At 65.6% G+C, this 21,922-nt stretch carries 22 protein-coding genes and 1 tRNA gene; 11 read left to right on the top strand and 12 right to left on the bottom strand.

Annotation, left to right across the window (positions count from 1 at the left end; genetic code table 11):
• Positions 1-47 precede the first annotated feature (47 nt).
• The gene (locus tag K7G82_RS04305) at positions 48-494 is read left to right on the top strand and encodes a DUF6265 family protein (RefSeq protein WP_222988614.1); all 447 of its coding nucleotides are present in this window, start codon (positions 48-50) and stop codon (positions 492-494) included.
• A gap of 133 nt (positions 495-627) precedes the next feature.
• On the opposite strand, the gene K7G82_RS04300 is transcribed toward K7G82_RS04305, so the two are convergent.
• From K7G82_RS04300 to K7G82_RS04280, 5 genes are all read right to left on the bottom strand, one after another.
• Positions 628-888: an ATP synthase F1 subunit epsilon gene (locus K7G82_RS04300; RefSeq protein WP_222988613.1), complete on the bottom strand. Its 261-nt coding sequence runs from the start codon at positions 886-888 to the stop codon at positions 628-630.
• Positions 889-1,031: 143 nt separating this feature from the next.
• The gene (atpD, locus tag K7G82_RS04295) at positions 1,032-2,555 is read right to left on the bottom strand and encodes a F0F1 ATP synthase subunit beta (RefSeq protein WP_246623262.1); all 1,524 of its coding nucleotides are present in this window, start codon (positions 2,553-2,555) and stop codon (positions 1,032-1,034) included.
• Between the two features lie 27 nt (positions 2,556-2,582).
• A complete protein-coding gene (locus K7G82_RS04290; RefSeq protein WP_222988612.1) occupies positions 2,583-3,464 on the bottom strand; it encodes a F0F1 ATP synthase subunit gamma in 882 nt (293 codons plus the stop codon).
• A gap of 19 nt (positions 3,465-3,483) precedes the next feature.
• Positions 3,484-5,013: a F0F1 ATP synthase subunit alpha gene (atpA, locus tag K7G82_RS04285; RefSeq protein WP_222988611.1), complete on the bottom strand. Its 1,530-nt coding sequence runs from the start codon at positions 5,011-5,013 to the stop codon at positions 3,484-3,486.
• Positions 5,014-5,015: 2 nt separating this feature from the next.
• Positions 5,016-5,570 carry a F0F1 ATP synthase subunit delta gene (locus K7G82_RS04280; RefSeq protein ID WP_222989012.1) on the bottom strand — a complete coding sequence of 185 codons (555 nt, stop codon included), beginning with the start codon at positions 5,568-5,570 and terminating at the stop codon, positions 5,016-5,018.
• A gap of 197 nt (positions 5,571-5,767) precedes the next feature.
• Between K7G82_RS04280 and K7G82_RS04275 the strand changes: the two genes are divergently transcribed.
• A complete protein-coding gene (locus K7G82_RS04275; protein WP_222988610.1) occupies positions 5,768-6,445 on the top strand; it encodes a dienelactone hydrolase family protein in 678 nt (225 codons plus the stop codon).
• 67 nt (positions 6,446-6,512) lie between these two features.
• Positions 6,513-7,550 carry a bifunctional DNA-binding transcriptional regulator/O6-methylguanine-DNA methyltransferase Ada gene (gene ada / locus K7G82_RS04270; protein WP_222988609.1) on the top strand — a complete coding sequence of 346 codons (1,038 nt, stop codon included), beginning with the start codon at positions 6,513-6,515 and terminating at the stop codon, positions 7,548-7,550.
• Positions 7,551-7,577: 27 nt separating this feature from the next.
• Here ada and K7G82_RS04265 read toward each other — a convergent pair whose 3' ends face one another.
• Genes K7G82_RS04265 through K7G82_RS04255 form a run of 3 tightly spaced genes read right to left on the bottom strand, consistent with a single transcriptional unit; the run spans position 7,578 to position 11,512 of the window.
• The gene (locus K7G82_RS04265) at positions 7,578-9,107 is read right to left on the bottom strand and encodes a hypothetical protein (RefSeq protein ID WP_222988608.1); all 1,530 of its coding nucleotides are present in this window, start codon (positions 9,105-9,107) and stop codon (positions 7,578-7,580) included.
• Positions 9,108-9,152: 45 nt separating this feature from the next.
• Positions 9,153-9,398, bottom strand: coding sequence for a DUF1289 domain-containing protein (locus tag K7G82_RS30000; RefSeq protein ID WP_222988607.1), 246 nt, complete (start codon positions 9,396-9,398; stop codon positions 9,153-9,155).
• Positions 9,344-11,512: a primosomal protein N' gene (locus K7G82_RS04255; protein WP_222988606.1), complete on the bottom strand. Its 2,169-nt coding sequence runs from the start codon at positions 11,510-11,512 to the stop codon at positions 9,344-9,346. The genes K7G82_RS30000 and K7G82_RS04255 overlap by 55 nt, the downstream gene beginning before the upstream one ends.
• 404 nt (positions 11,513-11,916) lie before the next feature.
• Here K7G82_RS04255 and K7G82_RS04250 point away from each other — a divergent pair, with 404 nt between their 5' ends.
• The 6 genes from K7G82_RS04250 (at position 11,917) to nadC (ending at position 17,210) form a co-directional block, all read left to right on the top strand.
• Positions 11,917-12,285: a BlaI/MecI/CopY family transcriptional regulator gene (locus K7G82_RS04250; protein WP_222988605.1), complete on the top strand. Its 369-nt coding sequence runs from the start codon at positions 11,917-11,919 to the stop codon at positions 12,283-12,285.
• Positions 12,282-13,847, top strand: coding sequence for a M56 family metallopeptidase (locus K7G82_RS04245; protein WP_222988604.1), 1,566 nt, complete (start codon positions 12,282-12,284; stop codon positions 13,845-13,847). The genes K7G82_RS04250 and K7G82_RS04245 overlap by 4 nt, the downstream gene beginning before the upstream one ends.
• Entirely contained in the window at positions 13,844-14,311 is a 468-nt protein-coding gene (locus tag K7G82_RS04240; RefSeq protein ID WP_222988603.1) for a hypothetical protein, read from the top strand. The genes K7G82_RS04245 and K7G82_RS04240 overlap by 4 nt, the downstream gene beginning before the upstream one ends.
• Before the next feature lie 81 nt (positions 14,312-14,392).
• Positions 14,393-15,259 (top strand): MBL fold metallo-hydrolase, encoded by an 867-nt coding sequence (locus tag K7G82_RS04235; protein ID WP_222988602.1) that lies wholly within the window; start codon positions 14,393-14,395, stop codon positions 15,257-15,259.
• A 96-nt stretch (positions 15,260-15,355) separates the two neighbouring features.
• Positions 15,356-16,366, top strand: coding sequence for a quinolinate synthase NadA (gene nadA / locus K7G82_RS04230; protein WP_222988601.1), 1,011 nt, complete (start codon positions 15,356-15,358; stop codon positions 16,364-16,366).
• A complete protein-coding gene (gene nadC / locus K7G82_RS04225; RefSeq protein ID WP_222988600.1) occupies positions 16,359-17,210 on the top strand; it encodes a carboxylating nicotinate-nucleotide diphosphorylase in 852 nt (283 codons plus the stop codon). The genes nadA and nadC overlap by 8 nt, the downstream gene beginning before the upstream one ends.
• A 19-nt stretch (positions 17,211-17,229) precedes the next feature.
• Here nadC and K7G82_RS04220 read toward each other — a convergent pair whose 3' ends face one another.
• From K7G82_RS04220 to K7G82_RS04210, 3 genes are all read right to left on the bottom strand, one after another.
• Entirely contained in the window at positions 17,230-17,652 is a 423-nt protein-coding gene (locus tag K7G82_RS04220) for a DUF4112 domain-containing protein (RefSeq protein WP_222988599.1), read from the bottom strand.
• Between the two features lie 39 nt (positions 17,653-17,691).
• Positions 17,692-19,194 carry an ABC transporter substrate-binding protein gene (locus K7G82_RS04215; protein ID WP_222988598.1) on the bottom strand — a complete coding sequence of 501 codons (1,503 nt, stop codon included), beginning with the start codon at positions 19,192-19,194 and terminating at the stop codon, positions 17,692-17,694.
• A gap of 62 nt (positions 19,195-19,256) precedes the next feature.
• Positions 19,257-19,439, bottom strand: a complete 183-nt coding sequence (locus K7G82_RS04210; protein WP_222988597.1) for a ribbon-helix-helix protein, CopG family — start codon at positions 19,437-19,439, stop codon at positions 19,257-19,259.
• Positions 19,440-19,573: 134 nt separating this feature from the next.
• On the opposite strand from K7G82_RS04210, the gene K7G82_RS04205 reads away from it, so the two are divergent.
• A tRNA-Leu gene (locus K7G82_RS04205) sits at positions 19,574-19,658 on the top strand.
• Between the two features lie 24 nt (positions 19,659-19,682).
• Here the strand turns inward: K7G82_RS04205 and K7G82_RS04200 are convergent.
• On the bottom strand, positions 19,683-20,720 hold the full coding sequence (locus tag K7G82_RS04200; RefSeq protein ID WP_222988596.1) for an alpha/beta hydrolase: 1,038 nt from the start codon (positions 20,718-20,720) through the stop codon (positions 19,683-19,685).
• A gap of 134 nt (positions 20,721-20,854) precedes the next feature.
• Between K7G82_RS04200 and K7G82_RS04195 the strand changes: the two genes are divergently transcribed.
• Positions 20,855-21,856, top strand: coding sequence for a LacI family DNA-binding transcriptional regulator (locus K7G82_RS04195; RefSeq protein ID WP_222988595.1), 1,002 nt, complete (start codon positions 20,855-20,857; stop codon positions 21,854-21,856).
• The last annotated feature ends 66 nt before the right edge of the window (positions 21,857-21,922 follow it).

Genomic DNA, 21,922 nt, shown 5'->3' with positions numbered 1-21,922 from the left:
GATGCCCGCGTCAGGTTATCAAATGTTGAGCGACAGGAGGGGGAGCCATGCAATATTTCGGATTGATGACGGCGGCCGTGCTGTTGGTCGCGGCGGATGTGCCGGCGCCACCCGCGCCGAACTGGATGGCAGGCGCCTGGATCGAGCGGAAAGACGACCGATGGGCCGAGGAATACTGGACCGCTGCGCGCGGCGGGATGCAGATGGGATCGAGCCGATCCGGCACCGGGGCCAGGCTTGAAAGCTGGGAATTCGCGCGGATCGCACCCGATCGCGACGGCAGGCTCGCCTATTTCGCGTCGCCGCTCGGCAAGGCGCCGACGGTCTTCCGGATGACGCGGCAGGATGCCTTGTCGATCAGCTTCGAGAACGCCGCGCACGACTATCCGAAACGGATCCGCTACTGGCGCGAGGGCAGGCTGCTCAAGGCGGAGATATCGGGTGCCGATGGCGCGAACGCCAAGGCATGGACCTATCGGCCAATGGGTGAGTGATGTTCCAGCCCAGGAGCGATTTGCAGTTCGATGGAATCACCGAACGACTCGAAAGTCTTGCCAAAACAAAAGCCTGGAGCATGTGATCCGCTTTTAGCGGATCGCGGCATGTTCCAGGGCTGAAGGGGAAGGTTCAGCCTTCCGCCTTTTCGGCGAGGACGGTCAGGCCCTTTTCATTCACTTCGGCGAATCCGCCTTCGATGCGAATGCGTTCGGGCTCGCCCGTTTCGCTGCGATAGATGGCGAGATCGCCGTCACGCACCGTCGACATGAAGGGGGCATGCCCCGCCAGCACACCGAATTCGCCTTCGGTGCCGGGAACGACCACCATGTGAACCTCTTCCGAGCGGACGAGCTTTTCGGGAGTGACGAGTTCGAAATGGAGGGTGGCCATTGCTCTTTCCTTAAATCCGCTCGCGCATGCGCGCTTGCGATATGGGTGAGGGGCTTCTTCCGCCTGGGCAGTTCGGTGCCTGGAAGCGGAAGAAGACCCTCACCAGCCCCCGTCGCCGTGAGGCGAACGGGAGCATATTCAAATCAGGCTGCTTCCGCCGCCAGCTTCTGCGCCTTGGCGACGGCTTCGTCGATGCCGCCGACCATGTAGAAAGCGGCTTCGGGCAGATGGTCGTACTCGCCGTCGACGACGGCCTTAAACGACTTGATGGTGTCTTCGATCTGCACGAACTTGCCCGGGATGTTGGTGAACACCTCGGCGACGTGGAAAGGCTGCGACAGGAAGCGCTGGATCTTGCGGGCGCGCTGGACGGTCAGCTTATCCTCTTCGGACAGCTCGTCCATGCCCAGGATCGCGATGATGTCCTGAAGCGACTTGTACTTCTGGAGCAGCGACTGAACGGCGCGGGCGGTCTCGTAATGCTCCTGGCCGACGACGCGCGGCTCGAGCACGCGGCTGGTCGAGTCCAGCGGATCCACCGCCGGGTAGATGCCGAGTTCCGAGATGGCGCGCGACAGCACGGTCGTGGCGTCCAGGTGGGCGAACGAGGTGGCCGGCGCGGGGTCGGTCAAGTCGTCGGCGGGCACGTACACGGCCTGCACCGAGGTGATCGAACCCTTGTTGGTGGAGGTGATGCGCTCCTGCAGCGCGCCCATGTCGGTCGACAGGGTCGGCTGGTAACCCACGGCCGAAGGAATACGGCCGAGCAGAGCCGACACCTCGGCGCCCGCCTGGGTGAAGCGGAAGATGTTGTCGACGAAGAACAGCACGTCCTGGCCTTCCTGGTCGCGGAAATATTCCGCGATGGTGAGGCCCGAGAGCGCGACGCGGGCGCGGGCGCCCGGCGGCTCGTTCATCTGGCCGAAGACCAGCGCCACCTTCGAACCCTCGGCGATCGGATTGCCGTCGGCATCCTTGGCGATAACGCCCGCGTCGAGGAACTCGTGATAAAGGTCGTTGCCCTCGCGGGTCCGCTCACCGACGCCCGCGAACACCGAAGTGCCGCCATGGCCCTTGGCGATGTTGTTGATCAGTTCCTGGATGAGCACGGTCTTGCCGACGCCCGCACCGCCGAACAGGCCGATCTTGCCGCCCTTCGAGTAAGGCGCGAGCAGATCGATCACTTTGATGCCCGTGACGAGGATCGAGCTTTCGGTCGACTGGTCGACGAACTCGGGGGCCTTGGCGTGGATCGGGGCGCGCAGGTCGGTCGCGACCGGGCCGCGCTCGTCGATCGGTTCGCCGACCACGTTCAGGATGCGGCCGAGCGTCGCGGGGCCGACGGGCACCTGGATCTGGTTGCCGGTGTCGGTGACGGGCTGACCGCGGGTCAGGCCCTCGGTCGAGTCCATCGCGATGGTGCGGACGGTGTTCTCGCCCAGATGCTGCGCGACCTCGAGAACCAGGCGGTTGCCGCCATTGTCGGTTTCAAGCGCAGAGAGAATGGCGGGCAGGCTGCCCTCGAAGCTCACGTCGACGACGGCGCCGATGACCTGGCTGATGCGGCCGGTGGCGGCACCGGTGGTCGCCGCGGCGGCGGGAGCGGCAGCCTTGGTCGCGCGGGGCGCGCGGGGCTTCTTGGCGGGTGCTTCGGGCGTGCTTGCCATGACTGGTTTCCTTGCCTTCTGAATAACTTAGAGCGCTTCGGCGCCCGAGATGATTTCGACGAGTTCGGTGGTGATCGCGGCCTGGCGGGTCCGGTTATACTGGATCGACAGGCGGTTGATCATGTCGCCCGCGTTGCGCGTGGCGTTGTCCATCGCGTTCATGCGGCTGCCCTGTTCGGACGCGGCATTTTCGAGGAGCGCGCGGAAGATCTGGATGGCGACGTTGCGGGGCAGCAGGTCCGCGAGGATCGATTCCTCGTCGGGCTCATACTCGACCGCAGCGCTGACGCCGCTGGCGTCCGCCGCAGCGGCCGGGATCGCGACCGGGACGATCTGCTGGCCGACAGGCTCCTGCACCAGCGCCGAGACGAACTTGGCGTAGAACAGGTGAGCCACATCGAACTCGCCGGCTTCGTAGCGCGCGATCACGTCCTCGGCCACGATCTGCGCGTCGGCGAAGGCGACGTTCTTGATGTGGCCCATTTCCTGATCGTGGATGATCTGCTTGGAATGGAAACGGCGCAGGACGCCGCGGCCCTTCTTGCCCGCGATGTAGAACTTCACGGTCTTGCCCGCGCGCTCCAACTCCTCGGCCTTCTTGCGCGCAGCGCGGACGATGTTCGAGTTGAACGCGCCGGCGAGGCCGCGCTCGGACGTCGCGACGATGATCAGGTGGACCTGATCGCTGCCGGTGCCCGCGAGCAGCTTCGGCGAAGAGGCGCTGATCGTCACCTTGGAGGCGAGGCTGGCCATCACCGCTTCCAGCCGCTCGGCATAGGGGCGGCCCGAAACGGCAGCCTCCTGCGCACGGCGCAGCTTCGCCGCGGCGACCATCTTCATCGCCTTGGTGATCTTCTGCGTCGACTTCACCGAGTTGATGCGGACCTTGAGAGCCTTGAGACTGGCCATCTCTTCCTACCCGTTCAGATCAGGCGAAGGTCTTGGCGAACGCGTCGAGCGCGCTCTTGAGCTTGCCCTTCACTTCGTCGCCCAGATCCTTGGTTTCGCGGATTGTCTTGAGCACATCGGCATGGTTGGCGCGCAGATCGGCGATCATCGCGGCTTCGTAGCGCACCACGTCCTGCACCGGGATCGTGTCGAGATAGCCGTTGGTGCCCGCGAAGATCGAGGCGGTCTGTTCCTCGAACGGCATCGGGTTGAACTGCGGCTGCTTGAGCAGCTCGGTCAGGCGCGCACCGCGGTTGAGCAGCTTCTGCGTCGAAGCGTCGAGGTCCGAACCGAACTGCGCGAAGGCGGCCATTTCGCGATACTGGGCCAGCTCGAGCTTGATCGAGCCCGACACCTTCTTCATCGCCTTGGTCTGCGCGGCCGAGCCGACGCGCGACACCGAGAGGCCTACGTTGATCGCGGGGCGGATGCCCGCGTTGAACAGGTCGGTCTCGAGGAAGATCTGGCCGTCGGTGATCGAGATCACGTTGGTCGGGATGTACGCCGAAACGTCGCCCGCCTGGGTCTCGATGATGGGAAGCGCGGTCAGCGAGCCATTGCCATTCTCGTCGTTGAGCTTGGCGGCGCGCTCCAGCAGGCGGCTGTGGAGATAGAAGACGTCACCCGGATAGGCTTCGCGGCCCGGCGGGCGGCGCAGCAGCAGCGACATCTGGCGATAGGCGACGGCCTGCTTGGACAGATCGTCATAGACGATCACGGCGTGCATGCCGTTGTCGCGGAAGAATTCGCCCATCGTCGCGCCGGTGTAGGGCGCGAGGAACTGGAGCGGCGCGGGCTCGGACGCGGTCGCGGCGACGACGATCGAATATTCCATCGCGCCATTCTCTTCGAGCTGGCGGACGATCTGCGCCACGGTGGAGCGCTTCTGACCGACGGCGACGTAGATGCAGTAGAGCTTCTGGCTCTCGTCGCTGCCCGCGTTCACCGTCTTCTGGTTGATGAAGGTGTCGATCGCCACGGCGGTCTTGCCGGTCTGGCGGTCGCCGATGATCAGCTCGCGCTGGCCGCGGCCGACGGGAACGAGCGCGTCGAGCGCCTTCAGGCCGGTCTGGACGGGCTCGTGCACCGACTTGCGCGGGATGATGCCGGGGGCCTTCACCTCGACGCGCATGCGCTTGTCGGCCACGATCGGGCCCTTGCCGTCGATCGGGTTGCCGAGGCCGTCGACCACGCGGCCGAGCAGCCCCTTGCCGACGGGAACGTCGACGATGGTGCCGGTGCGCTTGACGGTATCGCCTTCGCGGATCTCGCTGTCGGTGCCGAAGATCACGACGCCGACATTGTCGGCTTCGAGGTTCAGCGCCATGCCCTGAATGCCGTTGGCGAATTCGACCATCTCGCCGGCCTGGACATTGTCCAGCCCGTGGATGCGCGCGATGCCGTCACCGACCGAGAGCACGGTGCCGGTTTCGGAGACCTGGGCCTCGGAACCGAAATTGGCGATCTGGTCCTTGATGACCTTCGAGATTTCTGCGGCGCGGATATCCATGTTCAGCCTTTCATCGCGTGCGCGAGGGAATTGAGACGGGTGCGGATCGAGCTATCGATCATCTGGGAACCGATCTTGACGACCAGTCCGCCCAGGATTGCGGGATCGACGGTGAGGTCGACGGAAACGTTGCGGCCGACACGGGCCTTGAGCTGGCTCTGCAGCTCCTTGACCTGCGCAGAAGTCAGCGGATGAGCCGACGTGACCTGCGCCGTGGTTTCGCCGCGATGGGCGGCGGCGAGCTGGGCGAAGGCGCGGATGATGTCGCCGACCTGCGCGAGGCGGCGATTCTCGGCGAGCACGCCGAGGAAGTTCGCCGTCACCGGATCGAGCTTCATCGCCTTGGCGACGGCGGCGATGCCACGGCCGGCATCGTCGCGCGACAGCAACGGGCTGGCGGTCAGCGCCTTGAAATCACCCGATTCGGCCAGAGCGGCCTTCACGGCGCCGAGGCTCTTCTCGACAGTCTCGATCTTGTTGGATTCGCGGGCCAGATCGAACAGTGCGGTTGCGTACCGCCCTGCTAAGCTGGCCTGAATGCCGCCGGAAGTCTCCACGCGCCTGATATCCTCTTGGACAATCGGAATTGGCCCCATGCGAAAAGGGGGCGAACGAGCGCCCCCGATGGGTCGCGGCGCGGTTAGCATCGGTTGTTACAGGATGCAAGACGGGCTAGCTGCTGAATGAGCGTTGAATGAAATGTAAGTGCGCCGCCGGTGAATGGATCGGCGCGATACCGGGGAGAGGCGAGGTCGTGGCAGGCGAAACGATCCGGATGATCATGAACGACGGCGCCGAAATCAAGGTCTATCGGGCCCTGCCCGAGGGGGAGCGCCGGGGCGGCCTCGTGCTCGTCCAGGAAATCTTCGGCGTCACCGATCATATCCGCGACATGGCCGATGATTATGCCGCCGAAGGCTATGAAGTGCTCGCGCCGGCTTTGTTCGATCGCGAAGCGCCCGGATTCGAAGCGGGCTATACCGGCGCCGATCTTGAACGCGCCATGGATCTGGCGCGCAACCGGCACCCGTTCGAACTGTCGATGGCGGATGTCCAGAGCTGCATCGATGCCCTGCGCGACAAGGGGCCGGTATTCATCGTGGGCTATTGCTATGGCGGATCGGTGGCCTGGCTGGCGGCGGGGCGGCTCGACGGGCTGGATGCGGCTTCGGGCTATTATGGCAGTCTGGTGCCCGACAATGCGGGGCTGGAGCCGAAATGCGCGACGATCATGCATTTCGGGCGTTATGATATGGGCATTCCGATGGAAAGGGTGGAGGCCGTGATTGCCGCCGATCATCCCACGGCGCAGATCTTCGTCTATGAAGCAGGACACGGCTTCAACTCTGATCGACGCAAGGACTATCATCCTGCGAGCGCCGAACTGGCGCGTGAACGGACGCTGGCGTTGTTCAGGATATGCGGCGGCTGATCGCGCCCCGTCTTTTGACCGCAAGCACCGGGATGCGGGCGGCCGTCGGCACGCCTAGATAGGCTGTATGAGCACCGAAACCCACATCGATCCGGATATGGCCTGGGCCGCCTTCGAACGGCGCGACCGCAATTTCGACGGCAAGTTCGTCGGGGCGGTCAAGACCACGGGTATCTATTGCAAGCCGAGCTGCCCGGCGCGGCATCCCCGGCGCGAGAATGTCGAATTCTTCGCGGACGGCGCGGCGGCGCGCGCGGCAGGCTATCGCGCATGCCTGCGCTGCACGCCCGACGAGGTGGGGCGAGATCGGGTGGCGGTGGCGCAGGCGATCAGGCTGATCGAATCGTCGGAAGACGGGCTTTCGCTCGACGAACTGGCGGCGATGGTCGGTTATGCCCCGCATCATTTCCACCGCCTGTTCAAGCGCGCGACCGGCGTGACGCCCGCCGCCTACGCGCGCGGGCTGCGCGCCGGCAAGGCGGCGGAGGCGCTCACCAAGGAGGATCGCGTGACCGACGCGATCTACGACGCCGGCTATTCGGCGCCGAGCCGCTTCTATGAGGATGCGAAGCGCCGGCTGGGCATGACGCCCAGCGCCTGGGCGCGGGGCGGGGCGGGGATCACGATCCGCTGGACCGTGGCGGAGACCAGCCTGGGGCCGCTGCTCGTCGCCGCGACGGACAAGGGGCTGTGCAGGGTGTCGTTCGACGAGGGTGAGGAGGCGCTGCGCGCCCGCTTTCCCAACGCCGATATCCAGTCAGGCGGAGAAGCGCTGGCCGCGCTCGCGCGCAAGGTGGTGGCTGAAGTCGAACATCCCGAGCGTGACCAGGATCTGCCCTTCGACGTCAAGGGTACGGCCTTCCAGGAAGCGGTGTGGCAGGCGTTGCGCGCCATCCCGGCGGGCGAGACCCGGACCTACAGCGAATTGGCGGCCGTCGCCGGCAATCCGAGGGCGGTCCGCGCCGCAGGCACCGCATGCGGCGCCAATCATCTGGCTGTCGTCATTCCCTGCCACCGTGCCCAGCGCAGCGACGGCACCATGGGCGGCTATGCCTATGGCATCGATCGCAAGGTCGCGCTCCGGAAGCGTGAGGGCGTCGCCTGACACCCGTCATATCGGGCAATTTCGGTATCAGGACGGTTCCGGAGACTTTTGCGGATCGTTCGATTTGTCCTTGCCGTCGGCGGCAGGGGCCTTCTCACCCTTGCCGTCGATGTCCGCGATCATCTTTCGCGCAGCTTCGGCGCCGTCCCCGCCATGGGGGGCGTAGGCGATGGGCATCAGCACCGCGCGCGCCATTTTGGGTTGCTTGCTGCGAATGAGTTGGGTGGCGAGCGAAAACCGGATCGTCCCGAATTGCGGGGCCAGTTCATAAGCGCGGAACAGGCCGTCCACCGCGACCTCGGGTGGATCCACGCCCTCGCGCACGAACGATTGATAATATTGGAAGAGCGCGGTGGTATCGTCGTTGTTGAGCCGGTTCGCCTTGACGATCAGGGCCCGCACGGCTTTCCAATGCGCCGCGATATCCTCGGCTTCATTGGCATTGTCCGCCATGTACTCGGCCTTGCGCAGCAGCGCCGGACTGTAATCGGGTTTGAGCGCGATCAACCTGTCGTTGAGCGCGTTCGCTTCGTCCCCCTTGTCTTCAAGCAGATATGCCTGGACCAGCATGTCGATCGCATAGGGATTGTCGGGAAAGCGCGCGGCGGTCTTGCGTACCGAGGCAAGCACGCGCGATTTCTCCTCCTCGGTGATGCCGGTCTGATAATTCAGCCGGTCCAGCAGCAACGCATCCTGCGCCGGATCCAGCATGTCGACGGCGATCCTGGCGCCTTTGGTGTCGAAACCGGTCAGCTTGCGATACTGCATCCCGCCCTTCACATAGGTGTCCAGATCCTTCTCCAGCGCGGAAAGGGAACCGAAAGCGTCGATGGCGGCCTTTTCGGCCGGGGTGCCGGAGGCGAAGGCGCCCAGATAGGCTTCCAGTTGACCTTTGCGCTTGTCCGAGAAGGTGAGCATGTGCGCGAGCAGCCATGAACGGCCATAATAGGCGTCGACTTCCTCGGCACCCTTCATCTTCGGATTGTTCGACAGCAATTGCTCGATCGGAAACGGCTTGGCGAGGATGAGGCCATAGGCGCGATGATAGGCGGGCTTCCCGATCGAGGCATTCCCGTCGTCGCCGATCTCGGCGGTCGAATAGAATTCGGCGAAGCCTTCGACATACCAGGGCGGGTAGGCGCTCGGGAAATACTGCATCATGAAATGATGCGCATATTCGTGGAACAGGACGGTTTCCCCATCCATGTCGAACTTGGTGCCGCGCCCCAGCCGCGGGACCACGGCGATGGAGCCGGCCAGCCGGGGAGTATAGAAGCCCGCGACATTGCGGCCGCCTTTGCCGAGCAGGCGCTGCACCGAATTCGTATCGCGCAGCAGGTAGATTTCCAGGCGCTTGGGTGCGGGTGGCGCCTTTACGCCGGATGCGCGCCGCAGCAGCGCATCGAAGGTTTCGACCTTGGCGGTGAATTCCCGCAGCGTTTGTTCGCTGCCGCTGGAATAGACGACGAAATTGTCCGAAGTCGCGCGCTTCCATTGGGCGTGCGCGGCGGCGGGGAATAGCACCATCGCCAGGGCGATCATCAGTCTCGCGAACATTTCAACTCGGCTGCCCCAGGAAGAACCGCCTTCTTTCCTAGCGCCTTAATCGGAATTGGGCGAGATATCGTCTGATCGCATTTGGACCAATCTGTCCGGAAGGATGGCGAGGATCACTTCGCGGCGTTCGGGCGTTGCCGTCCCCCATTCCGCGATCTCACCGATCGTCCGTCCGCAGCCGCGACACCATTGCATCGCCGGATCGAGCAGACAGACCTTGGTGCAGGGAGACGCGGTCACAGGAAGCTGTAGGGATCGACGTCCACCGAGACCCTGACCTTGGGGCTCCATTCGAGCGCGCCGAGCCAGTCGCGGATCACATCCTGCACGTCCAGCGCGCGGCGGGCGTGGACGAGCAGGCGGAAACGATGGCGACCGCGCAACATGGCGAGCGGCGCGGGGGCGGGGCCGAAGACCGCCATGCCCTCCACGCGCGGTGCCGTGCGGCCGATTCGCGCCGCCGTGTCCTGCGCCAGCTTCTGATCTTCGGACGAGATGATGATGCCGGCGTAGCGGCCGAAGGGTGGTGCGCCGGCGCTGCGCCGTGCCTCCGTCTCCGCCGCGTAGAAGCTTTCGGCATCGCCCGAGATCAGCGCCTCCATCACCGGCGAACCGGGGCTGTGCGTCTGGATCAGCACATGGCCTGGCTTCTCGCCGCGCCCGGCGCGGCCCGCCACCTGCATCACCTGCTGGAAGGTCCGCTCCGCCGCGCGCAGATCGCCGCCCTCCAGCCCCAGATCGGCATCGACAACGCCGACCAATGTGAGGTTCGGGAAGTGATAGCCCTTGGTGATGAGCTGGGTGCCGACGACGATGTCGATTTCGCCCGCTTCCATCCGGCCGACGAACTCGGCAGCCTTGGCGGGCGACCAGATCGTATCCGAGGTGACGATCGCGGTGCGCGCATCGGGAAACAGCGTCTTCACTTCATCCGCGATGCGTTCGACGCCGGGGCCGCAGGCGACCAGGCTGTCCTCCTCGCTGCATTCCGGGCAGGCGGCGGGCGGCGGCATGACATGGCCGCAATGGTGGCAGGCCAGGCGCCGGATCAACCGATGCTCGACCAGCCAGGCGGTGCAGTTGGGGCATTGGAAGCGATGACCGCAATGCCGGCACAAGGTCAGCGGCGCATAGCCGCGCCGGTTGAGGAACAGCAGCACCTGCTCGCCACGCGCCAGCGTTTCCTCGGTCGCGTTCACCAGCGCGGGCGCCAGCCAATGGCCGCGCTCGGGCGGGTCCTGGATCAGGTCGATCGCGGCGATCTCCGGCATGATGGCGTTGCCGAAGCGCGCGGGCAGGCGAAGTTCGCGATAGCGCCCAAGCTCTACCTGCTGGCGCGTCTCGATCGCCGGCGTGGCGGATGCGAGGATGACGGGGCAGCGTTCGAAGCTGCCGCGCATCACCGCCACATCGCGCGCATGGTAATGGACGCCGTCTTCCTGCTTGAAGCTGGTTTCATGCGCTTCGTCGACGACGATCAGGCCAAGATTGCGATAGGGCAGGAACAGCGCGGAGCGCGCGCCCACCGTCACCAGTCCTTCGCCCGAACTGATCGCCCGCCATGCCCTGCGGCGCTGCGACTGGCGCAGCCCCGAATGCCAGGCGATCGGCGCATGGCCGAAACGCTGGGTGAAGCGTTTGAGGAATGGCTCGGTCAGCGCGATCTCGGGCAGGAGCACCAATGTCTGGCGCCCCTGACGGATCGCTTCGGCCACGGCTTCGAAATAGACTTCGGTCTTGCCCGAACCGGTGACGCCGTCGAGCAGGAAGGGCTGAAAGGCGCGATCGCGCACCGCCTCGACCAGCGTTTCTGAAACCGATGCCTGGACCGCCGACAGATCGGGGGCGCCATAGGTCGGATCGGGCGGGGGGTAGGGCGTATCGATATCGACTTCGACGGGCTCGATCGCGCCGACCTTCACAAGACCGCGGATCACCGCGTCGGTCACGTCGGCGGCGGTCGCAAGTTCGCGGATCAGCCCCTGACGATCGTGCAGGCGCTCCAGCGCCTGTTCGCGCTGCGCGGTCAGCCGTTCGGGGCGCTGGCCGGTCAGGCGATATTCGGTGATGGTCCGTCCGCCGTCCAGCGCGGACGAGGATGGCAACGCCATGCGCAGCACCGCCGCGGGCGGCGCCAGATAATAGTTTGCGGTCCATTCGATCAGCCGCCGCAGCGGATCGCCCAGCGGCGGCGCGTCGTGGACCTGAAGCAGGTTGCGCAGGCGATTGTCGCCGACCTCGTCGCGCGAGGGCATGCGATCGGCTTCCCACACCACGCCGACGAGCTGGCGCGGCCCCAGAGGCGCCACCACGATCGAGCCGGGTTCGACCGACATGCCGTGCGGCACCCGATAGTCGAGCGGCCCGACGGCGTTGTTGAGGATGAGAACGCGAGCCCGAGTCATGCATCCCATCTAGGGGCTTGTTCGCGTGCTGGGGAGGGGGCGGGGGGAGCGGGAGCGATACACAACGACCAGGGAGGTACCGCTCCCGCTCTGAAGCGACACGGCAGGAGACCGTGTTGGGAACGCTGACAGAGTAGCAGGCAGCGTGCCAATTATGCGATCCGGCGGAATTGCTGCGACACGATGGTTCGCACGCGTTAACCATAAGCGCGATTTGTAAGAATTTCCGACAATTTCGGTGCTGTTTTGACGGTTTCGTGCCGAAGGGCGGGATGCCGATCGGCGATATCGTGTCGCCGCCGCAAACCTGTCCGGGCCGTTCATCCGGCGTTCAGCGCTTGCATGACTACAACTGTAGTCGTAATAGGATTACGCCTGTAGTCAGCCGAAAAGGGGGCTAGTCGATGAGCGAGCGGATCAGTGAAGCCGAACATGCGGTGATGGAGGTGCTCTGGGAAGAGGCCCCGCTGACCGCGAGCGAAGTCCATGAACGGATCGATCCGGCACGCGGATGGAGCGACCGGACCGTGAAGACCATGTTGTCGCGCCTGCTGGCAAAGGGCGTGCTCGCCCATGAAGAGGATGGCCGACGTTATCTCTATCGTCCGGCAGTCGCCCGCGAGGATTATGTCTCGACCGAATCGCGGCGGCTCGTCGATCGGCTGTTCGGCGGGCGCGGCGCGGCGCTGGTCGCGCATCTGGCCGAACGCGACGAACTGAGCGATGACGATATCGTCGAGATCGAAGCGCTGCTGAAGGCGCTCCGCTCATGAGCGGCTGGGTCGTCGAAACGCTCGTCGCGACCACCGCGCTGATGGTGGTCGTCCTTCTGGTTCGCGCGCAGGTCGCCGCCATGTTCGGCCCGCGTATCGCCTATCTGCTGTGGCTGCTGCCGGCCCTGCGCATGGTCCTGCCGCCGCTTCCCGACAGTTTCGGACCCGCGCCGATCGAGCAGATCCCCGCATTGGCGAAACTGTCGTTTCCCGATCTGCCGACGATCGACATGTCGGCGCTGCAGACCGGGGCGCAGGCCGTTCCGGCCGTCCCGTCGATCGACTGGCCGCTGTTGCTGCTCGGCATCTGGCTGGGCGGGGCGATGCTGATGATGGCCTGGCATCTGCTCGCCTATCATCGGTTCGTCCGCTCGGCGCTGCGCGAGTCCGTCGATCTGCCCGAAATGGACAGCAACGGGATCGAGGTCTGCGCCAGCCGGTTGGTCGAGGGGCCGTTCGCGGCGGGCGTGCTGATGCCGACGATCGTGCTGCCGCACGACTATCGCACCCGCTACAGCGCGGAGGAACTGCGCCTGGCGATGACGCACGAGGCTGTGCACCATCGTCGCGGCGATCTGTCGATCAACATGGTGGCGCTCGCGATGCTGTCGCTTCACTGGTTCAATCCGATCGCCTGGCGGGCCTGGCGGGCCTTCCGCGCCGATCAGGAACTGGCCTGCGACGCGGTCGTGCTCCAGGGCGCGACAGTGGACGAACGGTGCAGCTATGCGACGGCATTGGTCAAATCCGCCTGCCCGCGAACCCCGGTGGCGGCGTGTTCGCTCAATCCGCGCGACCAGCTCAAGACCCGGCTGCGCATGATGCGCGATGCGCGGGAACGTGGGGTGACCGGGCGGGTGCTGGCGCTCGTGCTGGTCAGCGGCGGTCTGGCGATCACCGCATCGGGCGGCATCGCGGCGGAAACGACCGCCGGGATCCGCGAGAAGGTGCAGGTGGGCATGATCGAACCCGTTGTCTCGGCTGTTTCGACGGGCGTGGATGGCATCGCTGAAATCGCGCATGTCGCCGCGCCGATCCCGCCTGTGCCGCCGGTTCCACCGGCAAGGCTGGCGCATGTCGACGCGCCGGTTCCGCCTGTGCCACCCGTTGCGCCGGTCGCGCCCGCCATGCCCGAAGTGCCCGCCGTGCCCACGGCGCCCCGGGCGCCGGCGCCACCGGCTCCGCCGGAATTGCCCGTGGTCGCGATGAGCTTCGACGAGCACGGCATGGCGATGCGTATCGCCGCCGATGCGGCGCGGAACCGGGCCGAAGAGATCCGCCTGGCCGTGACGACCGCGCATAAGGCCACGGCATGCAATGGTAAAAGCGGCGCGATGATCTCGATCGCGGACGACACGCGCAACGAGCGCCGCAACGTCACTTTTTGCGGCCGGAGCATCAGCGACGCCGAAGTGCGCAAGGTGCAGCTCAACGCCATGGTCCAGGCGCGCAAGAGCCTGATCGAATCGCGGAAGATCGAGCGCGAACGACTGCGCGAGGCGCTGGATGGCCTCGATGCGGAGATCGAGCGGCTCAAGGATTCGATCGAAGACATGCATTGAACGAAGCGGAGGAGGAAAGTCGAATGAGGAAGATCGCGAAGATGTTGGCCTGCGGCGCGGCGCTGCTGCTCTCGGGTACGGCGGTACAGGCTCATCCGCACAATGATGGCGACAAGGCCGAGGCAAGCCAGGTCAAGAAGATCGTCATCCACAAGCGCGATGGCAGCACCTCCGAGGTCGATGTCGATGCGGCGCGCGAGAAGGCAATGCTGGCGGCCAGTGAGCACTGCAAGGGCAAGCGTGCGCAGATCGACGAAAACGACAAGTCGGGCGCGGACGGCAAGACCAACAAGAGCCGCATCGTCGTCTGCGCGCCGGATGACGGCACGCTGATCGCCGCGCTGGAAAAGGCGCGTACGCAGATCGGCGAGGAGAAGATGCTGAGTGACGCCCAGCGCGAGAAGGTGATCGCTTCGCTCGACAAGCAGATCGAGCAGCTCAGGGCCGGCGGCGCCAACAAATAATCCGCGTCTCGGGGAGGGAATCGGGCGGCGCCGCGCATCCGTGGCGTCGCCCGATCTTGTTTCGCGCGCGGAAGCTGCCACATGGGCGCCATGGACGATTTTCCCACCGGCCAGACGATGCGGCTGACTCCGCTGGTGCGGCGCATCCTGGCGCCCAACCCCAGCCCGTTCACCTATAGCGGCACCCAGACCTATGTCGTCGGCAATGGCGAGGTCGCGGTGATCGATCCCGGCCCCGACGATCCGGCCCATGTCGACGCGATCCTGAACGCGGTTCGTGGTGAGCGCGTGGTCGCGATCTGCTGCACCCACACCCATCGCGACCACAGCCCGGCCGCGGCACCATTGCGCGATGCGACCGGTGCGCCGGTAATCGGCTGCGCGCCGCTCGTGCTCGACGATAGCGGCCCGCGCGCCGACGCCGCGTTCGATCGCCACTATGCACCCGATCGCGTGCTGGCCGATGGCGAGGCGATCACGGGCGCAGACTGGAGCCTGGCCGCGGTGGCGACCCCCGGCCATACCTCCAACCATCTCTGCCTGGCTCTGCCCGAGGAAAAGGCGCTGTTCACCGGCGATCATGTGATGGGCTGGTCGACAAGCGTGGTTTCCCCGCCCGACGGCGACATGGCGGCCTATATGAAGAGCCTGGCGCTGCTGATGGAGCGTGAGGATATCGTCTATTACCCCGCGCATGGCGATCCGGTGGAGCGCCCACAGCGCTTCGTGCGCGGCCTGATCGGCCATCGCAAGCAGCGCGAGGGGCAGATATTGCGGCTGCTGAAGGGAGGAACCGGTGAAATTCCGGTGATGGTCGAGCAGATGTACAAGGGTATCGACCCCAGACTTTATCCCGCCGCAGGGCGATCGGTGCTGGCGCATCTGATCGACATGCGCGACCGCGGCGTGGTTCGTGAAACCGGGCAGGACTGGCAATTGATCGACTGAGATGGTCATTCCCGCTTCTGCTTGCGGAATGACGGTATTAAAGGCAGCGCGATCCCGCGAATGCGGGTGCGACGACACAGCAAGGATCCGAGGGACATGGATGCACGTGGTGGAATTGGCGGAAGCCTGACGGGGCTGGACCTGCGCGCCGAGATCGAAAGGCTGCGCAAGGAACGCAACGCCGTGATCCTGGCGCATTATTACCAGAAGCCCGAAATCCAGGATCTGGCCGATTTCGTGGGAGATTCGCTGGAGCTGTCGCGCAAGGCGGCGGAAACCGACGCCGATGTGATCGCCTTTTGCGGCGTCCGCTTCATGGCGGAGACCGCGAAGATCCTGAGCCCGCAGAAGATCGTGATCCTGCCCGACATGGAGGCCGGGTGCAGCCTGGAGGATTCCTGCCCGCCCGAAACCTTCAAGGCCTTTCGCGAGGCGCATCCCGATCACATCGCGCTGACCTATATCAACTGCTCGGCGGCGGTGAAGGCGCTCTCCGACATCATCGTGACGAGTTCCTCGGCCGAAAAGATCCTGAGCCAGATCCCCAAGGATCAGAAGATCATCTTCGGGCCCGACCGGCATCTTGGTGGTTATCTGAAGCGCAAGGTGGGGCGCGACATGCTGTTGTGGCCGGGCGTCTGCATCGTGCACGAGGCATTCAGCGAGACCGAGTTGCTGAAACTCAAGGCGCAATATCCCGGCGCCCCGGTCGCGGCGCACCCGGAATGCCCGGCGCATGTGCTCGACCATGCCGACTATGTTGGCGCGACGAGCGGCATCCTGGAATATGCGAAGACGATGGCGGGCGACACGCTGATCGTCGCGACCGAACCGCACATCATCCACCAGATGGAAAAGGCGGTTCCGGAAAAGACCTTCATCGGCGCGCCGGGCGCGGACGGCAACTGCAACTGCAATATCTGCCCCTATATGGCGCTCAACACGATGGAGAAGCTCTATGTCGCGCTGCGCGACCTGGAGCCCCGGATCGAACTCGATGAGGATATGCGCGTCGCGGCGAAGAAATCGCTCGATCGCATGCTAGAAATGGCGAGCGCCACGGTCGGCATGGGCGATCTCGGGCCAGCGAAGGTGACGGGTGACTGAGCCCTTCGCGCTGGCGGGCTTCGATCCCGGCGCGTTCGTGGCGGCAACGCTGGCGGAGGATCTGGGCGATGCGGGGGATATCACCTCCGCCGCCGTGATCCCCGCCGATGCGGTGTTCGACGGGGTGATGGACAGTCGCGAGGCGGTGACCGTCGCCGGCCTTCCGATCGCCGAGGCCTTTTTCAGGGCGCTCGACCCCGATGTCGTGATCGAGGCGCTGGTGAAGGATGGCGACCGGGTCAAGCCCGGAACCGACCTGTTGCGCCTGAAAGGTCGTGCCCGCGCCATGCTGACCGCCGAACGCGCGGCGCTCAACACCGTCCAGCACCTGACCGGCATCGCCACGCTCACCCGCCGCTATGTCGATGCCATCGCCGGGACCGGCGCGATCCTGCTCGACACGCGCAAGACCATTCCGGGACTGCGTCTGCTCGAGAAATATGCGACGCGGATGGGCGGCGCGCAGAATCATCGCATGGGCCTGTGGGACGCGGCGATGATCAAGGACAATCATGTCGCGGTTGCCGGTGGCGTGGACGAAGCCGTTCGCCGCGCCGTCGATGCGGGGATCGAGCGGATCATCGTCGAAGTCGACAGGGTGGATCAGATAGAGCCCGCGCTCGATGCCGGCGCGACCCATTTGCTGCTCGACAATATGGACCCGCCGACATTGCGCGGCGCGGTGCGACTGGTGGGCGGCCGTGTGCCGACCGAAGCATCGGGCGGCGTGACGTTGGAGACGATCAGGGCGATCGCCGAGACCGGCGTCACCTATATCTCGGTCGGCAGACTCACCCAGTCGGCGCCCGCCGCCGATATCGGCCTGGATTTCGCGTCCGCCTGAAAGCGGTCCGTACGGGTGATTATCCCTCGATCGTGACGGTCGAGGGGTGATGCTTGTCGAGATGCCGCTTGATGATCCGCAGATTCTTGGTGTTCGAACGATAGAGGAAGTCGAAAAGATCGCCGGCGATCGGAACCGCGCCGAGCAGCGTGTCGATCCCGACATTGGCGGCCATGCGGGCGAGCTGGAACTTGGACATGCCCAGATTGCGGGCTTCCCAGACGATCCACGCGCCCATCGCTGCGGTCACGATATCCCCGACCACGGGGACGAGCCCGACGATCGAATCGAGCCCGACCGGCCGGTTGATGCCGGGAATGACGAAGACGCGCTCGAGCACCGCCTCCATCGCCTCCACGCGCTGGCGGATCGATGCCGGATCCCGGCCCATCTGGGGTAGCCCCTGGGTGATACGTTCGAACTGATCGGGTGATACGCGCATGCGAAATCCTCTCCTGAACGAATGATATGGGAGCTGTGTTCAGTCGTTCAACAGGTGATGCAATGGATGGGCGGCACGATTGTTGGTGCGGAAACCACGCAGCGATGGCCGGACCAGCGACCAGCGCAGCGGCGTCGCGAGCGGAATGAACGGCGTATTGACGGCATAGGCGGCGTCGGCCTCGCGCAGCTTCGTCGCACGTTCGGCCAGCGTTGATGCGGCGCGCGAGGCGGCAAGCGCGACACTGCCGGTTTCTCCGCAAGGCAGGCCGATCTCGCACGACAGGCGGGTGAGGTACCAGGTCGCGCTGTCATTGGGGGCGACCGAGTCGATCAGGCGCAGATCGGCGGGTGCTTCGAAGGGAACGCGCTGAACGATGATGCCGATCCGGCCAAGGTCGATCGCGATCCGCGTGAACAGCAGTCGTGCGCCGGGTCCTTCGGGCAGCGCGATCCGCATACGCGGAAATTCGGGATTGTTGCCGCGCCATGCGGCGACGCGCCCACGGGCGAGCGCGACGCGCTGGGCCATCGGCAGCGCGGCCCATTCGGGCAGCGCCGGGCCGCCGGGCATTTCCAGACGATCCGGCACGATCGACAGCATCGGTTTCCAGTTGGGAACGCCGAAAGACGACACCAGCGCATCGCGATCGATCGCCATCGCGATCGCCGCGCGATTCTCCGCGCTGTTCAGAAGACCTTCCTCGCTGGTGACCGCAAGGCCGAACAGGCCGCGCGCCGGATCGAAACGGAGTTGCGTCGCCGGCGGATCGAGCGCGCGCGCGACGGCCAGGTCGACGAAGGTTCCTCCCAGCACCAGATCGGCCTGACCACGGCCGTAACGGGCGAGCGCGCGCGCCGCGCGTTCCGCGCGCAATGCGACCGGATAGCGCGCCTGCTGTTCCTCGGGAAAATCGGGATCGGCGATCGGCGCCAATGCGATGACGCCGTTTTTCTGGCCGGCGATGCGATAGGGACCGGTGCCTTGCTTGCGCTGCAGGAAGCCCATCTCCGGCTGGGTAAGCAGATCCAGGAAATGCGGGCGCGGACGGCTGAGGCGGACTTCGAGGATTTCGGGCGTGACCGCGACGATTTCATCCACCGCGCTGAAATAGGGCGCGAAGCGATTGCCCCGGCCCGGATCGACCGCCGCACGCAGGCTGCGCGCCAGTTCCTCCGTCGTCACCCTGCGACCTGGCCGCCATTCGGCGCGACGCAACCTGAAGATATAGCTGAGCCCGTCATCCGAAACGATCCAGCGCTGGGCCAGCCCGGGTTCGATCCGTCCCGATGCGTCGAGCGCGACCAGCCCCTGCGCGATCGACAGCAACAGCGCCGCTTGCGGTGCCGCGGCTTCATCCCGGCCAACGGCGGCCAATTCGGGCGCGGGACCGATGACGGAGACGCGGATCGGCCCGTCGGGTTCGCCCTGATTGCCGCATCCGGCAAGCGATGCCGCCACCACCGTGAGAGCGACGCACACCGCCTGACGGGCAAGGCGCCGGATGTACGGCCACACCGCTTGATCACCATGGGTTTTCATGTTGCGATCCGGGTTACCGTAACGCCGTCGGCGCGGCAAATGATGATGGTCGTTCGGACGCCTCAGCCCAGCCGCTCTACGATCATCCGGCGGATCGCCTCCTGGCGACTGATCGATGGGTCTTCCCGTGCGATCCAGTCATCGAGCGCGGCGACGAGATCCCTGTCGAGCCGGATGCCGATCAGGATCTTCGCGCCGCCGCCTTCGCCCTCGATACGGGGCCAACCCACGGCGGAATGTCTCATGATACGCTGCCTCCTGTACAGGCCGGCCGATGACGAGGCCGGCATGGAGAGAACGATCGAAGCGCGCGAATTCATCCCCGTCCTGCGATCACGGCTTGCGTTGCGATGCTTCCCCGTTCCATGAGGGCCGCCGCGCCCCCTTGGCGAAATTGGTAGACGCACGGCACTTAAAATGCCGAGCCTTCGGGCGTCCCGGTTCGAGTCCGGGAGGGGGCACCAGGCGGATGGATCGGACGCGATTCGTCAGCGCCCGGCTTTCAGATGGCGATCGAAGAAGCGCGCGATCAGGCGATAGGCCTCGGCGGATTCGGGCATGTCCGGCCAGACGAAGAATGCGTGCGGCAGCCCGTCGAACAGATGCAGTTCGGACGATATGCCCGCAGCACTCAGCCTGCGGTGCGCGAGCGTCAGCGCGCTGGCCGCGAAATCACGGCTTCCCGCGAGCAGCAGCGTTGGCGGCATCGCGGCGACCGCCTCCTGCGACGTCATCGGATAGGCCAGCGGATCGCTCGCCGCTATTCCGGCGAGATAGGCGGTCGGGAGCGTATCGGGTAGCGGGCCGACCGGGGCTGGGCCCGATCCGGTGGTCGGGCCGGCCAGATAGGGGCCGTCGCCGCTATAGGGCGCGCCGGTTCCGCAAAAGGTTCCGATCGCGCCCGGCTTTGGGAGCCCCTGTTTGCGGATCCATGCGGTCGCCTGCGCGGTGATGATGCCGCCCGCCGAACAGCCATAGATGCCGATCGCGGCGGCACGGTGATCCTTGAGCAGCGCACGATAGACAGCCGTCACATCCTCCGACGCTGCCGGATAGCGGTTTTCCGGGGTCAGCCGGTAGTCGACGGTGACGACCTCGACCCCCATGACGGCGGCGATCGGAATCGCTTCCACCAATGCGCCACTGCCCGATCCCCACATGAAGGCGCCGCCATGGACATTGATCAGCACGCGCCCGCGCTGGCGGGAGGCGATGCCGCTTCGCGGCGTCACGATATGGACGGGAACGCCACCGATCTTCGCTTCCCGCTCGCTCGTCTGGAAATGCTGGCGCATCTCCGCCAGGCGATCGTCGTTGTAGCGCTGGAAAAAGGCGCGGGCCTTGGCGATATCGCCCTTGAAATCGGGGCTTCTCGCGGCGGCCATCCGCGCGAGGACCTGCCTGGCTTCGGCACTGAGCTGGCTGGATGGGGGCAGGGTGAAGGCCTGAACCTGCTGCGCGGCGGGATCCTGCGCGGCGGCCGGCACCGCGCAGAACAGGCTCGCGATCGTAACGGCTGATCTCATTCCTTGCCTTCTCCTGTCCATCTGTTCGAAGCGCGCAGCCTGATCCGATGGCTTCTTGCCCGTGGCCGGACGGTCGGATACGCGGTCATATGGTGCCGGGCCGCGATCCGGCATCGACATTGGGGAAAAGACGCATGGCGGACAATGGGCGCGTGACCATGGCGGATGTCGCCCGGATCGCGGGCGTTTCCAAGATCACGGTGTCGCGCGCGTTGAGCGGCAGCGAGCTGGTTCGCCCCGAAGTCCGCGATCGTATCCGCAAGGCCGCCGCGGCCGCGGGCTATCGGATCAACCTGGCCGCACGCGATCTTCGGCTGCGCCAGCGCCGGCGCGTCGCGGTGGTGATCGACATGTCCGCGACCGACGACCGGCCGATGTCGGATCCCTATCCGCTGGCGCTGCTGGGGGGCATCGTCCAGGAATGCGCCGTGGCGGGCTTCGCGGTGGTGTTGACCACCAGCGATCCGCGCATGAGCGCGGAAGTGCAGGATGCGAGCGGGATCATCGTGCTGGGGCAGGGCTCCCACCACCATGCCGTTCGCGCGCTTGCCGCGCACGATGTGCCGATGGTGGTGTGGGGCGCCGATGACGGCGTCGAATCCGCGCTCGGCGTGGTGGTGATCGGCGGCGACAACCGTCGGGGCGGCGAACTGGCGGCCGAACATATGCGCGCGCATGGCCGGCAATCGCTCATCTTCCTGGGAGACAGCAGCCATGCCGAGCTTGCCGGCCGGCTCGACGGGTTCAGGACCGGCATCGCCGAACATGGCGGGCGGCTGGTCGCCGCGCGGAGCAGCGGCTTCACGATCGAAAGCGGCGCCGCCGCCATGGCGTCGCTGATCGCGCAAGGCATTGCGTTCGACGGCGTGTTCGCCGGCAGCGATCTGGTCGCGATCGGTGCGATGCGGGCGATGCGCGAGCATGGCCTGTTGCCGGGCCGCGACGTTTCGGTGGTGGGATATGACGATTCGCCGGCCGCCGCGGCGCATGTGCCGCCGCTGACCAGCATCCGCCAGGACTGGACGGAGGGCGGGAGGCTGCTGGCATCGACGCTGCTCGCCAGCCTGGAGCCCGATACCGCCCCGCCGGTATCCGCCAGGATCGTTTCCGCCAGTCTTATCGGCCGCCAAACCTGAGCCCCTCCCTGAATCATTGCGGATGATATCGATATCAATTTTGCTTGGTATCGATATCATTTATCG

The organism is Sphingomonas colocasiae, from assembly GCF_019880585.1.
In the GTDB taxonomy this organism is placed as follows: domain Bacteria; phylum Pseudomonadota; class Alphaproteobacteria; order Sphingomonadales; family Sphingomonadaceae; genus Sphingobium_A; species Sphingobium_A colocasiae.
The sequence above is the reverse complement of the archived record's forward strand: the minus strand, read 5'-3'. Positions and strand labels throughout refer to the sequence as shown.